General features: G+C 72.0%; 12 protein-coding genes. 7 read left to right on the forward strand and 5 right to left on the reverse strand.

Features of this window, described 5'->3' with window-relative positions; translation table 11 throughout:
• Positions 1-94 precede the first annotated feature (94 nt).
• Genes cobM through cobC form a run of 6 tightly spaced genes read left to right on the forward strand, consistent with a single transcriptional unit; the run spans position 95 to position 6,484 of the window.
• Complete coding sequence (cobM, locus tag OG223_RS13625) at positions 95-928, forward strand: precorrin-4 C(11)-methyltransferase (RefSeq protein ID WP_329247131.1); 834 nt, start codon at positions 95-97, stop codon at positions 926-928.
• Positions 925-2,163, forward strand: a complete 1,239-nt coding sequence (gene cbiE, locus OG223_RS13630) for a precorrin-6y C5,15-methyltransferase (decarboxylating) subunit CbiE (RefSeq protein WP_329247133.1) — start codon at positions 925-927, stop codon at positions 2,161-2,163. The genes cobM and cbiE overlap by 4 nt, the downstream gene beginning before the upstream one ends.
• The gene (gene cobJ, locus OG223_RS13635; protein WP_329247136.1) at positions 2,160-3,872 is read left to right on the forward strand and encodes a precorrin-3B C(17)-methyltransferase; all 1,713 of its coding nucleotides are present in this window, start codon (positions 2,160-2,162) and stop codon (positions 3,870-3,872) included. Before cbiE ends, cobJ begins: the two co-directional genes overlap by 4 nt.
• 5 nt (positions 3,873-3,877) lie before the next feature.
• A complete protein-coding gene (locus tag OG223_RS13640; protein ID WP_329265261.1) occupies positions 3,878-4,468 on the forward strand; it encodes a precorrin-8X methylmutase in 591 nt (196 codons plus the stop codon).
• Positions 4,465-5,403, forward strand: a complete 939-nt coding sequence (locus OG223_RS13645; protein ID WP_329247138.1) for a sirohydrochlorin chelatase — start codon at positions 4,465-4,467, stop codon at positions 5,401-5,403. Before OG223_RS13640 ends, OG223_RS13645 begins: the two co-directional genes overlap by 4 nt.
• A complete protein-coding gene (cobC, locus tag OG223_RS13650) occupies positions 5,393-6,484 on the forward strand; it encodes an Rv2231c family pyridoxal phosphate-dependent protein CobC (RefSeq protein WP_329247139.1) in 1,092 nt (363 codons plus the stop codon). The genes OG223_RS13645 and cobC overlap by 11 nt, the downstream gene beginning before the upstream one ends.
• 446 nt (positions 6,485-6,930) lie before the next feature.
• On the opposite strand, the gene OG223_RS13655 is transcribed toward cobC, so the two are convergent.
• The 5 genes from OG223_RS13655 to OG223_RS13675 form a co-directional block, all read right to left on the reverse strand.
• Positions 6,931-7,833 (reverse strand): SCO1860 family LAETG-anchored protein, encoded by a 903-nt coding sequence (locus tag OG223_RS13655; RefSeq protein ID WP_329247141.1) that lies wholly within the window; start codon positions 7,831-7,833, stop codon positions 6,931-6,933.
• Positions 7,834-7,964: 131 nt separating this feature from the next.
• The gene (locus tag OG223_RS13660) at positions 7,965-9,056 is read right to left on the reverse strand and encodes an amidohydrolase family protein (protein ID WP_329247144.1); all 1,092 of its coding nucleotides are present in this window, start codon (positions 9,054-9,056) and stop codon (positions 7,965-7,967) included.
• Positions 9,057-9,144: 88 nt separating this feature from the next.
• Complete coding sequence (locus OG223_RS13665) at positions 9,145-9,933, reverse strand: amino acid ABC transporter ATP-binding protein (protein ID WP_329247148.1); 789 nt, start codon at positions 9,931-9,933, stop codon at positions 9,145-9,147.
• Positions 9,930-10,757, reverse strand: a complete 828-nt coding sequence (locus OG223_RS13670) for an amino acid ABC transporter permease (protein WP_329265263.1) — start codon at positions 10,755-10,757, stop codon at positions 9,930-9,932. The genes OG223_RS13665 and OG223_RS13670 overlap by 4 nt, the downstream gene beginning before the upstream one ends.
• Positions 10,754-11,617, reverse strand: a complete 864-nt coding sequence (locus tag OG223_RS13675) for a transporter substrate-binding domain-containing protein (RefSeq protein WP_329247150.1) — start codon at positions 11,615-11,617, stop codon at positions 10,754-10,756. Before OG223_RS13675 ends, OG223_RS13670 begins: the two co-directional genes overlap by 4 nt.
• Before the next feature lie 213 nt (positions 11,618-11,830).
• Here OG223_RS13675 and OG223_RS13680 point away from each other — a divergent pair, with 213 nt between their 5' ends.
• Positions 11,831-12,931 carry a pyridoxal-phosphate-dependent aminotransferase family protein gene (locus OG223_RS13680; RefSeq protein WP_329247153.1) on the forward strand — a complete coding sequence of 367 codons (1,101 nt, stop codon included), beginning with the start codon at positions 11,831-11,833 and terminating at the stop codon, positions 12,929-12,931.
• The last annotated feature ends 6 nt before the right edge of the window (positions 12,932-12,937 follow it).

Here is a 12,937-nt window from a genome sequence, read left to right on the forward strand (position 1 = left end):
GATCAACCCCTGTTCGCGCACATCCTGGACCACTCCACCCCCACGTGTACTGACGTTCCCGTTCTGTTTGTCCCGCTTGAGAGGATCCGACCCCATGGCCGCTGCCGATACCGCTGCCGCCCCCACCGGCAAGGTGACCTTCGTCGGTGCCGGCCCCGGCGCCGCCGACCTGCTGACGTTCCGGGCCGCGCGCGCCATCGCCGAGGCCGACGTCGTGATCTGGGCGGCCAGCCTGGTGCAGGCGGAGGTCCTCGACCACGCGCGCGAGGGCGCCGAGGTCCTGGACTCGGCGACGATGTCGCTGGAGGACGTCGTCGCCGTGTACGAGCGGGCGAGGGCCGAAGGGCTGCGCGTCGCCCGTATCCACTCCGGCGATCCCGCCCTCTGGGGCGGCACTCAGGAGCAGGTCGACCGGTGCGCCGCGATCGGCATCGAGACCGAGATCGTCCCCGGTGTCTCCGCGTTCTCGGCCGTGGCCGCCCTCGCGCAGCGCGAGTTGACGATCCCCGAGGTCGCGCAGTCCGTCGTCCTGACCCGGCTCGGCGGGGGCAAGACGCCGATGCCGCCCGGGGAGGAGGTACGGGAGTTCGCGCGCCACGGCACGACCATGGCGATCTTCCTGTCGGCCGCCCGCAGCGGGCAGTTGGTGCGGGAGCTGCTGGAGGGCGGCTATCCGACGGAGACGCCCGTCGTCGTCGCCTACCAGGCGACCTGGCCCGAGGAACTGATCGTGAAGTGCACGGTCGGCACGCTGGAGGAGACGGTCAAGGAGCACAAGCTCTGGAAGCACACCCTCTTCCTGGTCGGCCCGGCCCTGGACGCCCACGGCACCCGCTCGCACCTCTACCACCCGGGCCACTTCCACGGCTATCGCAAGGCCGACCCGGCGGCCCGCAGGGCCCTGCGCTCGCGGGGTGCGAGCACATGATCACGGTCGTCGGTACGGGGACGGGGGCGCCCGTCGTGGACGACGTGCTCGCCGGTGCCCGGCTCGTCGTCGGCGGGCGGCGCCATCTCGCCGCCGTCACGGTCCCGGAGGACGCCGAGCAGGTCGTCCTCGGTCCGCTCGCGCCCGCCCTCGACACCATCCAGGCCTACGTCGAGAAGGGCGAGCCCGTCGTCGTGCTGGCCTCGGGGGACCCCGGGTTCTTCGGGATCGTACGGGCGCTGGCGGAACGGTTCTCCAGCGCCGCCCTCGATGTCCGCCCCGGTGTCTCCTCCGTCGCCACCGCCTTCGCCCGCGCCGGGTTGACCTGGGACGACGCGGTCGTCGTCAGCGCGCACGGACGTGACCTTCGTACGGCGGTCAACGCGTGCCGCGCGCATCCCAAGGTCGCCGTGCTGACCGGGCCGGGCGCCGGACCCGCCGAGCTGGGCGCCGCGCTCACCCACCGGACCGGCGGGCGCGTCCTCGTCGTCGCGTCCGCGCTGGGCTCCGGGGAGGAACAGGTGGAGCGGGTCACGCCCGCCGAGGCCGCCGCCCGGGACTGGGGTACGGCGGTGAGTGTGGTGCTGTGCCTGGACGAGTCGCGAGTGCCGGGTGCCGTGCGGACGGTCGCCGGGGCTGCCGTAGGGCCCGCCCAATGGGCGCTGGACGAGCGGGAGTTCGAGCACCGGGACTCGATGATCACCAAGTTCGAGGTACGGGCGCTGGCGCTGGCCCGGCTCGGGCCGCACCTCGGCGACCTGGTCTGGGACGTCGGCTCGGGCTCCGGGTCGGTGGCCGTGGAGTGCGCGCGGCTCGGCGCCGCCGTCACCGCCGTCGAGAAGACCCGGGACGGTGTCGAGCGGATCCGCGCCAACGCCGAGGCGCACGGCGTCGACGTCCACACCGTGCACGGGGCGGCGCCGACCGTGCTGTCCGACCTCGACGATCCCGACGCCGTGTTCGTCGGCGGCGGCGGGCGCGAACTGCCCGCCATCGTCACCGCGTGCGCGCGGCGGGCCCGGCGGACCGTGGTCGTCGCGATGGCCGCGCTCGACCGGGTGCCGGCGGTCCGCGAGGCGCTCGGCGGTGCCGGGTTCGCGGTCGACGGGGTGCTGTTGCAGTCGTCCCGGCTGGCGCCGCTGCCGGGTGACGTGACCCGGCTGGCGGCGACCAATCCCGTTTTTCTGTTGTGGGGGGTCCGAACCCCCTTGTCGAATGAAGGAGTTGCCTCGTGATCGGCCTCATCTCCGCCACCTCGGCGGGAGCGACGGCGCGGGACCGGCTGGCCGCCGCGTGGCCGGACCGTACGCGGGTGTACGAGGGTCCCGTGGGGGACGCCGTCCGGGCCGCGTTCGCGGAGTGCGAGCAGCTCGTGTGTTTCCTCGCCACGGGGGCCGTAGTACGGCTGATCGCCCCGCTGTTGGGCGACAAGCGGACCGACCCGGGGATCGTGTGCGTCGACGAGGGCGGCCGGTTCGCCGTGTCGCTGGTCGGCGGACATGGCGGCGGGGCCAATGAACTCGCCGTGGACGTGGGCGAGTTGCTCGCCGCGCGGCCTGTGGTGACCACGGCCACGGACGCGGTGGGTGTGCCTGGACTCGACACGCTCGGGTTCCCCGTGGAAGGCGATGTCGCCGGGGTCACGCGGGCCCTGCTCGACGGTGAACCGGTCGCGCTGGACGCCGAGTTGGCGTGGCCTTTGCCGCCGCTGCGGGTGTCGGCCGGGGACGGTGCGTACGTCGTCCGCGTCACCGATCGCGCCGTCGAGCCCGGCGAGCAGGAGGTCGTGCTGCGGCCGCCGTCGCTCGTCGTCGGGGTCGGTGCGTCCAAGGGCGCACCCGTGAACGAGGTGCTCGGACTGGTCTACGACGCTCTGCGTGAGGCGGGGCTGTCCGCCGGCAACATCGCCGAACTCGCCACCGTGGACGCCAAGGCGGACGAGCCCGGCATCGTCCAGGCGGCTCAGCGCCTGAGTGTGCCGCTGGTGACCTACTCCGCCGAGGAGCTGGCCGCCGTAGAGGTGCCCAATCCGTCCGACGCGCCGCTCGCGGCCGTGGGCACGCCGTCCGTGGCGGAGGCCGCCGCGCTCGTCGGCGGGGGCGAACTCCTCGTCCCCAAGCGGAAGTCGGAGCGCGCCGACGGGCAGCCGGCGATGGCGACCTGTGCTGTCGTACGGCGGGTCGCGCGCGGGCGGCTCGCGGTGGTCGGGCTCGGACCCGGCGCCCGGGATCTGCTCACCCCGCGCGCCAAGGCCGAACTCCGGCGCGCCGCCGTGCTCGTGGGGCTCGATCAGTACGTCGACCAGATCCGCGATCTGCTGCGGCCCGGGACGCTGGTCCTGGAGTCGGGGCTCGGCGCGGAGGAGGAGCGGGCCCGCACCGCCGTGGCCGAGGCGCGCAAGGGACAGACCGTCGCGCTGATCGGCAGCGGTGACGCCGGGGTGTACGCGATGGCCTCGCCCGCGCTCGCGGAGGCGTCGGACGACATCGACGTGGTCGGAGTCCCGGGCGTGACGGCCGCGTTGGCCGCGGCCGCGATCCTCGGGGCACCGCTCGGCCACGACCATGTGTCCATCAGCCTCTCCGATCTGCACACGCCGTGGGAGATCATCGAGCGGCGGGTGCGGGCGGCGGCGGAGGCGGACATCGTGGTGACGTTCTACAACCCCCGTAGCCGGGGCCGCGATTGGCAGCTCCCGAAGGCCCTCGCGATCCTCGCCGGGCACCGGGAGCCGACGACGCCGGTCGGTGTCGTACGGAACGCCTCCCGGCCCGACGAATCCAGCCGACTGACGACACTGGCCGCGCTCGATCCGGCGACGGTCGACATGATGACGGTCGTGACCGTGGGCAACACGGCCACCCGGGACATCGCGGGGCGCATGGTGACGCCGCGCGGGTACCGCTGGCAGGCGGCTCAGGCAACAGAGGAGGGCGCCAAGTGACCCCCGTGGACCGTGTGGTGCATCCCATCGAGGTGGAGTCCTACCGGCGGATGCGCGCCCGGCTGGACACCTCGCACCTCCCGCCGCTGAGCCGCGCGGTCGTGGAGCGGGTCGTGCACTCCGCCGCCGATCTGGAGTACGCGTCCGATCTCGTCCTGGACGAGGGCGAGTTGGCGAAGGCGCACAGCGCGCTGCACGCCGGGGCGCCGGTGGTGGTGGACGTGGCGATGGTCGCGGCCGGCATCACCCGGCTCCGGACCGTGTGCGGGCTGGGGGACGCCAAGTCCGGTCCCGGGCTGACCCGTTCGGCACACGCGATCCGGCTCGCCTACGACGAGGTCGGGCCCGGCGCCCTGTGGGTGATCGGCAACGCGCCGACCGCCCTGGAGGAGCTGCTGACGCTGGACGCCTCCCCCGCGCTCGTCATCGGGCTGCCCGTCGGCTTCGTCGGCGCGGTCGAGTCCAAGGCCGCGTTGCGCGCGAGCGGGCTGCCCGCGGTGAGCAACGTGTCCGAGAAGGGCGGTTCGGCGGTCGCCGCGGCCGCTCTCAACGCCCTGCTTTACCACCCTGTTTCACCTATCGAGGAGAAATCGTGACCACCCCGCCGCCCGCCCTGCTCATCGCCGGACACGGCACCCGGGACGAGGCCGGAGCCGAGGCATTCCGGTCCTTCGTACGGGAGTTGGGCCGCCGTCACCCCGAACTGCCCGTCGCGGGCGGGTTCATCGAACTGTCGCCGCCGCCGCTGGGCGACGCGGTGACCGAGCTGGTGGAGCGGGGGGTGCGCCGGTTCGCCGCCGTACCGCTGATGCTGGTGTCCGCCGGGCACGCCAAGGGGGACATCCCGGCGGCGCTGGCCCGGGAGAAGGAGCGGCACGCGGGGATCTCCTACACGTACGGACGTCCGCTGGGCCCGCACCCGGCGCTGCTGAACGTGCTGGAGCGGCGGCTCGACGAGGCGCTCGGCGAGCCGGCGCGGACGCCCGAGGACCGGAGTGACGTGACCGTGCTCCTCGTGGGGCGCGGGTCGACGGACCCGGACGCCAACGCGGAGGTGCACAAGGCGGCGCGGCTGCTGTGGGAGGGGCGCGGATACGCGGGCGTGGAACCGGCGTTCGTGTCGCTGGCCGCGCCGGACGTGCCGAGTGGCCTGGACCGCTGTGTGAAGCTGGGCGCGCGGCGGATCGTCGTCCTGCCGTACTTCCTGTTCACCGGCATCCTGCCGGAGCGGGTGCGGCAGCAGACGGAGGGCTGGGCGGCGGCGCACCCGGACGTCGAGGTGCGGTCGGCCGAAGTCATCGGCCCGGAGCCGGAGTTGCTGGACCTGGTGATGGAGCGGTACCGGGAGGCGGTCAAGGGTGATCTGCGGATGAACTGCGACTCGTGCGTGTACCGCATCGCGCTGCCCGGCTTCGAGGACAAGGTGGGGCAGCCGCAGCAGCCGCACTTCCACCCGGACGACGACGGTCACGACCACGACGGCCACCACCACGGGCATCACCATCACGGTGGGCACGCCCATGCACACTGACAGAGCCCACGACCACGATCCCACGGACAGAGCGCACGATCTCCGTCATCACGGTGACGCCGAACTCCGGGACGACGGCGCCCGGTTGATCGACCTCGCCGTGAACGTCCGCGCGGACACCCCGCCGGCCTGGCTGCGCGGGCGCATAGCCGGTTCGCTGACCGGCCTCGCCGCCTACCCGGACGGTCGGGCCGCGCGGGCGGCGGTCGCGGCGCGGCACGGGCTGCCGGTGGAACGCGTCCTGCTGACGGCGGGCGCCGCCGAGGCCTTCGTGCTGCTCGCCCGTGCCCTGAAGGTCCGTCAGCCGGTGGTCGTGCACCCGCAGTTCACGGAGCCGGAGGCGGCGCTGCGGGACGCGGGGCACTCGGTGGAGCGGGTGCTGTTGCGGGAGGCGGACGGTTTCCGGCTGGATCCGGGGGCGGTCCCCGAGGACGCGGATCTGGTGGTGATCGGCAACCCCACGAACCCCACGTCCGTCCTGCACCCGGCCGACGCCATCGCCCGACTGGCCCGTCCCGGGCGGACGTTGGTGGTCGACGAGGCGTTCATGGACGCGGTGCCGGGTGAGCGCGAGGCCCTCGCGGGGCGGACCGACGTCCCCGGTCTGGTGGTCCTGCGCAGCCTCACCAAGACGTGGGGGCTGGCGGGGCTGCGGATCGGCTACGTCCTGGCCGCGCCCGAGACGATCGCGGAACTCGAGCGGGCCCAGCCTCTGTGGCCGGTGTCCACGCCCGCACTCGCCGCGGCGGAGGCCTGCATGGACTCCCCGGCCCTCGCGGAGGCCGCCCACGCGGCTCATCGCATCGCCGCCGACCGCGCCCATCTCGTCGCCGGGCTCGCCGAGTTCGCCCCCGACGGACTCCACGTCGTCGAGCCCGCCGAGGGCCCCTTCGTCCTGATCCGCGTTCCCAACGCGGTCGCTGTCCGGCGCCATCTGCGTGACCTGGGCTTCGCCGTGCGCCGTGGGGACACGTTTCCGGGGTTGGACGAGCAGTGGCTCCGCCTGGCGGTACGGGATCGATCCACCGTCAACCGGTTCTTGCAGGCGTTGGATCAGGCGGTGACGTTGGCGGGGAAGTGACGGCTTTGCCCACCCACCCGCCCGACTCGGTGAGCCAAGAAGTCACCCTCCAAACCTTTCCCACCCACCCGCCCGACTCGCTCGGCCGAGAAGTCACCGCCCAAACCCTTCCCACCCGCCCACCCAACTCGCTCGGCTCGGGCGGGCGGCTCGGGCGCGAGGGCGGCTCGGCGGGCGGGCGGGCGGCCAGCGGTCGGCTCGAGCGGTCGGCCGGGCGGTCGGGCAGTCGGTCGGGCAGTCGGTCGGTCGGGCAGTCGGTCGGGCAGTCGGTCGGCCGGGCAGTCGGTCGGCCGGGCAGTCGGTCGGCCGGTCGGCCGGTCGGTCGGTCGGCCGGGTGATCGGCCGGGTGATCGGCTCGACCGGGCGGCCGGTCGGGGCGGCCCGGTCGCCAAGAGGGTGCCTCTCAAGCACCCGAGTCGGGTGGGTGGGTGGGAAAGGTAGTTGGCTCAGCCCCGACGCCGGCGCGCTGTCATCACCGCGACCGCGCCCAGCACCAGCAACAACACCGCCCCACCCGCAACATACGGCGTCAAGGAGCTACCCCCCGTCTCCGCCAACCCCGCCTCCGCAGGCACCCCCTGCGGCTCCACACCCGGCGCCGGATCAGAACTCCGCTGCACCGGTGCCGGCGCCGGCGCCTCACACGTCGCCTGCGCCAAGGTCACCGTCCCCTCCACATCCGCCACGTTCAGCTTCAACGGGTTGATGGACACCTTGAGTTCGAGCGCGGTCGCAGCAGCCGTACGGGACGTGGTCGAGGTCTTGGACAGATCGAGGCGCACCGACCCGACCCCCGGCACCTGAACCTCCGTAGGACCACTGGCGGTCACCGTGACCCGCTTGCCGAGCACCGTCACCGCCCCCGGCAGATGCGACGTGGCGACCGGCGCCTTCCCCGCCTCACACGTCGCCTTGGACGTCACCGCGTCGACCTCGATCAGCGACAGCAACGGCAACCCCGGGACATGGAGCCGAGCATGGGCGAGGTTCGTGTACCCCTCGGCCTTGGTCGCGGACACGGTCGCCTTCGCCGTGGCGACATCCGCGCCGAGCACACTGAACGGCTGCCCACCGTTCACCCCGTCCAACTGGGCGGAGAGCGCGGTCTTTTCGGCACTCTGAGGTGCCTGGACCTCGTTGAGGGAGACCGCGAGCGGGAGGTCCACGGTCTTGTTGAGGAGGGACACGTCGAGCCCGGTGCGCAGGACGACGGCGCTAGCACGACCCTGGTCGGTGGTCGCGTGGGCGGAACCCGCGCCGGCCAGCGCCACGGGACCGGCGGCGAGGGCGGTTGCCGTGGCGACGGTGACCCAACGGCGTGCGGGCATGCGGAAGTTGGAGCCGTTCAAGGTGTGGGACCCCCAGAAGAGACATGCTTGGGACCCGGTAAGAATTACCCACGACGAGTGAACCGTCAGCGTTCCCGCGTCACTTCACCCCATCGTGGTTTTTCCGTGAACGTATTCGAATCGCCTGGCGACTATTCGACCACCAGCCCGTTCAGCACCACCCGCCGCGGCGACGCCAGGACGCGCACATCGGCGCGCGGGTCCGCCTCGTACACCACGAAGTCCGCCGGAGCCCCCTCCTCGAGGCCCGGCCGCCCGAGCCACCGCCGCGCACCCCACGCCGTCGCCGACAGCGCCTCTACGGCCGGGATGCCGGCGGTGACGAGTTCGGCGACCTCGGCGGCGACCAGGCCGTGGGCGAGGGAGCCGCCCGCGTCGGTGCCGACGTAGACCGGGACGCCGGCGTCGTAGGCGGCGCGCACGGTGTCGTAGCGTCGCTCGTAGAGCCGGAGCAGGTGGGCGGACCAGGTCGGGTACTTGGTCTCGCCGCCCGCGGCGAGGTCCGGGAAGGTCGCGATGTTCACGAGGGTCGGCACGATCGCGACGCCCCGTGAGGCGAACAGCGGGATGAGGTCCTCGGTGAGGCCGGTGGCGTGCTCGATGCAGTCGATGCCCGCCTCGACCAGGTCGCGCAGCGCGTCCTCGGCGAAGCAGTGCGCGGTGACGCGCGCCCCGAGCCGGTGGGCTTCGGCGATGGCCGCGTCCACCGCTTCGCGCGGCCAGCAGGCGGACAGGTCGCCGAGGTCGCGGTCGATCCAGTCGCCGACCAACTTGACCCAGCCGTCGCCGCGTTGGGCCTCCTGGCCGACGTAGGCGACGAGTTCGTCGGGCTCGATCTCGTGGGCGAAGTTGCGGATGTAGCGGCGGGTACGGGCGATGTGCCTGCCGGCACGGATGATCTTCGGGAGGTCGTCGCGGTCGTCGATCCAGCGGGTGTCGGAGGGCGAGCCGGCGTCGCGGAGCAGGAGGGTGCCGGCGTCACGGTCGGTGACGGCCTGCTTCTCGGCGGTGTCCGCGTCGACGGGGCCGTGAGTGCCGAGGCCTACGTGGCAGTGGGCGTCGACCAGGCCGGGAAGGGTCCAGCCGTCGACCGTGCGGATGTCGCGTCCGCGGGTTGGCCGGTCGTAGGAGATGCGGCCGTCGATCACCCAGAGTTCGTCGTGGATGTCCTCGGGTCCCACAAGGACCCGGCCCTTTACGTGCAGCACGGCTTGATCGCTCATGGGACGCACGATAGTTCGTCGGGTGCGGGTCCGTGGGGGCTGGTCGCGCCCACGCGGCGGAGCCGCACATCGACACAGCCCCGCGCCCCTACGGGGCGCTCTCCTCGTCCGGTACTTCAGCCATCGCCGGGTCCAGTAGCCGGGACAGGAAGTGGCGGGTGCGTTCGTGGCGCGGTGCGCCGATGACGCGGTCCGGAGTGCCATCCTCAACGATCAACCCGCCGTCCATGAACACCACCCTGTCGGCCACCTCACGCGCGAACGTCATCTCGTGGGTGACCACCATCATCGTCATGCCCTCGTTCGCGAGCATCCGCATGACCGCCAGCACGTCCCCCACCAGCTCCGGGTCGAGTGCCGAGGTCGGTTCGTCGAAGAGCATCACCTCGGGGTCCATGGCCAACGCCCGGGCGATCGCGACGCGTTGCTGCTGGCCGCCGGAGAGGGAGGCGGGGTACGCGTCGGCCTTCTCCGACAGGCCGACGCGGCGCAGGTTCTCGGCGGCTACCTCGGCCGCCGCCGCCTTGTCCCGGCGCAGGACCCGGCGTTGCGGGAGCGTGAGGTTCTCGGTGACGGACAGATGCGGGAAGAGGTTGAACTGCTGGAAGACCATGCCGATACGACGGCGTACGGCGTCGATGTCGACATCGGGGTCGGTGACTTCGGTACCGCCGACGAACACCCGCCCCGCGGTGGGTTCTTCGAGCAGGTTCACGCAGCGCAACAGCGTCGACTTGCCGGAGCCGGACGGCCCGATGACGCACACCACCTCCCCCTGCCCGATCTCCAGGTCGATGCCGCGCAGCACCTCATTCGTGCCGAACGACTTGTGCAGGCCCCGGACTTCGATCTCGGGATTCCCGGACGGGGTGCTCATCGCACGGCCTCCCCCGTCTTCGTCTCCATGCGGCGCACGACGAAGCTCAGCGGGATGGTGACCAGCAGATAGCACAGGCCCGCCACCAGGATCGGCGTCGAGTTGGCGGTCGTGCTGGCCAAGTCCCTGCCGTATTTGGACAGTTCGCGTTCCTCCAGGGTGACGCCGAGGAACAGGACCAGCGAGGAGTCCTTGAAGAGGAGGACGAGTTCGTTGGTCAGCGGCGGCAGGATGATGCGGAACGCCTGCGGGACGACGATCGACACCATGGCCCGTGCCTGCGAGAAGCCGAGCGAACGGGCCGCCTCCAACTGCCCCTTGGGCACCGCCTGGATGCCCGCGCGGATCGTCTCCGCCATGTACGCGGCGGACACCAGACCGAGCGCGAGGGCGACCTTGCCGTACGTGCCGCCGACGATCTCCGTACCGGGGAAGGCGAGCGGCACGGCGACGCCGACGAAGATGAAGATCAGCAGGGCGGGCAGGCCGCGGAAGATCTCGATGTAGATCCCGGCGAGCCAGCGGTACGGCCCGACGGACGACAGCCGCATCAACGCGACGACCATGCCGAGGACCAGTCCGAAGACGAAGCCGGAGAGGGTGTAGAGCACGGTGTTCTTCAACGCCAGCGTGATGACGTCGGGGAACATCTGCTTGGCGATGCTCCACTGCGCGAACTGGTTCTTCAGGCGCCCCCAGTCGGCGGTGACCGCGAAGGCGATCACCGCGCCGAGGAACACGGTGTACTGAACTCCCCTGGACAGCCTGCGCCGTTGACGTCGGGTCAGGCCCTTTGCCCTCGGCTGGAGTTGCAGGTCGGTCATGAGGCCGACGGGGAGGACGAGGGCGAGGCGGCGGTGGCGTCGTACGGGCCGATCCACTTCTCGTACAGCTTCTTGTACGTCCCGTCCGCCTTGGCGTCCTTGATCGCCTTGTTGACGGCGGCGAGGAGTTTCGTGTTCCCCTTCTTGACCGTGAAGCCGTACTGCTCACCGGTGTTGAGGTTGTCGACGACCTCGACGGCGTCCGCGTTGGCCTTGGTCTTGAGCCAGCCCTGGACGACCGGGTAGTCGATGATGACGGCCTGGACCTGGCCGGTGCGCAGGCCGTTGAGGACGGCGTCGGAGGACTCGAAGGAGACGGGGTCGAAGCCCTTGCTCTTCGCGTAGTCCTCGCCGGTGGTCTGCGCCTGCGCGCCGAGCTTCTTGCCCTTGGTCTTCACGTCGGCGAGGGAGGTGATCCCGCTCTTCTTGTCGACGAGGACGGCCTGGGTGGCGTCGAAGTAGGGGTCGGAGAAGTCGACGTTCTTCTTGCGCTCGGCGGTGATGGTCATGCCGGCGGCGGCCAGGTCGCACTCGTCGGCGTTGAGGAAGGCGCCGGTCTTGAAGTTCTCGAACGGGGTGTCCAGGATCTGCTGCTTCACGCCGAGGTCCTTGGCGACCAGGTCGATGAGGGAGACGTCGAAGCCCTGCACCTTGCCGTCGATCTCGGACTGGAAGGGCGGGTAGGGCAGGTGGGTGCAGGTCGTGAGCCGGCCCGCCTTGACGAGTTCGACGCCACCGGCGGCGGTCTTCGATCCGCTGCCGCCGCTGTCGCTCGACGTGCAGCCGGCCACGAGGACGAGTGCGGCCGTCGCGGTGGTGGCGGCCAGGGTGCGGGCCCGGCGGCCGAGGAGCGTGTTCACGGAGGCCTCCTGTGACGGAACTGAGGCTTCCGATTATTCGGAGGGGCGGGGCGGCCCGCTCGCGGTGAGGTGGCGGGCACGGGGCCGTACGGGCTAAGAAGTCGCCGGTCAGAGGGGACCCGGGGGCGCCGGTTACGCTCGATCCCATCGATCCCCCGGACACCTTCCGGTCCCCGGGATCCCATCGATCCCCGCGAGTGAAAGAGCACCGCCGTGACGCACCCCTTCCTCGACCTGGCCCCGCTGAGCGCCGCGCACTTCGCCGCGATCGAGGACCGGGTGGCCCGTTTGCTCGGTACCGAGCAGGATGTCGTGATCATGCAGGGCGAGGCGTTGCTGCCGCTGGAGGGCGCGATCCGTTCGACGGCGGGGCCGGGCACGGTCGCGCTGAACGTGATCACCGGCCCCTACGGGCAGACCTTCGGGAACTGGCTGCGGGACTGCGGCGCCGAGGTGATCGATCTGGCGGTCCCGTTCCACACGGCGGTGACCGCCGACCGGATCCGGGAAGCCTTCGCCGAGCGCCCGGAGATCGACTTCGTCTCCCTCGTCCACGCGGAGGCGGCGACCGGCAACACCAACCCGGTCGCGGAGATCGGCGAGGTCGTGCGCTCCCACGGCGCGCTCTTCTACCTCGACGCGGTCGCCTCCATCGGCGCGGAGCCGGTGCTGCCGGACGCGTGGGGTGTCGACCTGTGCGTGATCGGCGCGCAGAAGGCGATGGGCGGGCCTGCGGGTGTGTCGGCGGTGTCGGTGAGCGAGCGGGCGTGGTCGCGGATGACCTCGAACCCCGGTGCCCCGCGCCGCTCGTACCTCTCCCTCCTCGACTGGAAGGACCGCTGGACCGACGCCGGCCGCAAGGCCCTGCCGCACGCACCGGCCCAGTTGGAGATGCTCGCCCTGGAGGCGTGCGTGGAGCGCATCGAGTCGGAGGGCCTGGACACGGTGATGCGCCGGCACGCTGTCGCGGCCGCGGCGACCCGGGCGGGAGCGGTGGCCCTGGGCGGCGGCCTGGAGCCGTACGTCCACGACGCGCCCGAGGCCGCCCCGGTCGCCACGACGCTCAGGACGCCGCCGGGTGTCGTCGCGTCGGAGCTGGTGGCGAGGGCCCTGGCGTCGGACCCCACCCTGCCGCTGGTGGCGGGAGGCGGCACCCTGTCGAAGGAGATGATCCGGGTCAACCACTACGGGGTCGACGCGACGGTGGGCGCGGTACAGAGCTCCTTGGCGGCACTGGGCGCGGCGCTGACCGAGCAGGGGGTGTCGGTGGACCTGGAAGGCGCGCGCGGAGCCGTTGAACGGGCCTGGCGGTAAGCCGGC

Source organism: Streptomyces sp. NBC_01478 (genome assembly GCF_036227225.1).
Taxonomy (GTDB): Bacteria; Actinomycetota; Actinomycetes; order Streptomycetales; family Streptomycetaceae; genus Streptomyces.

Coding starts and splice junctions, on each gene's coding strand:
- cbiE (WP_329247133.1), top strand. CDS start 925: ATGATCACGGTCGTCGGTACGGGGACGGGGGCGCCCGTCGTGGACGAC.
- cobC (WP_329247139.1), top strand. CDS start 5,393: ATGCACACTGACAGAGCCCACGACCACGATCCCACGGACAGAGCGCAC.
- OG223_RS13660 (WP_329247144.1), bottom strand. CDS start 9,056: ATGAGCGATCAAGCCGTGCTGCACGTAAAGGGCCGGGTCCTTGTGGGA.
- OG223_RS13665 (WP_329247148.1), bottom strand. CDS start 9,933: ATGAGCACCCCGTCCGGGAATCCCGAGATCGAAGTCCGGGGCCTGCAC.
- cobM (WP_329247131.1), top strand. CDS start 95: ATGGCCGCTGCCGATACCGCTGCCGCCCCCACCGGCAAGGTGACCTTC.
- OG223_RS13670 (WP_329265263.1), bottom strand. CDS start 10,757: ATGACCGACCTGCAACTCCAGCCGAGGGCAAAGGGCCTGACCCGACGT.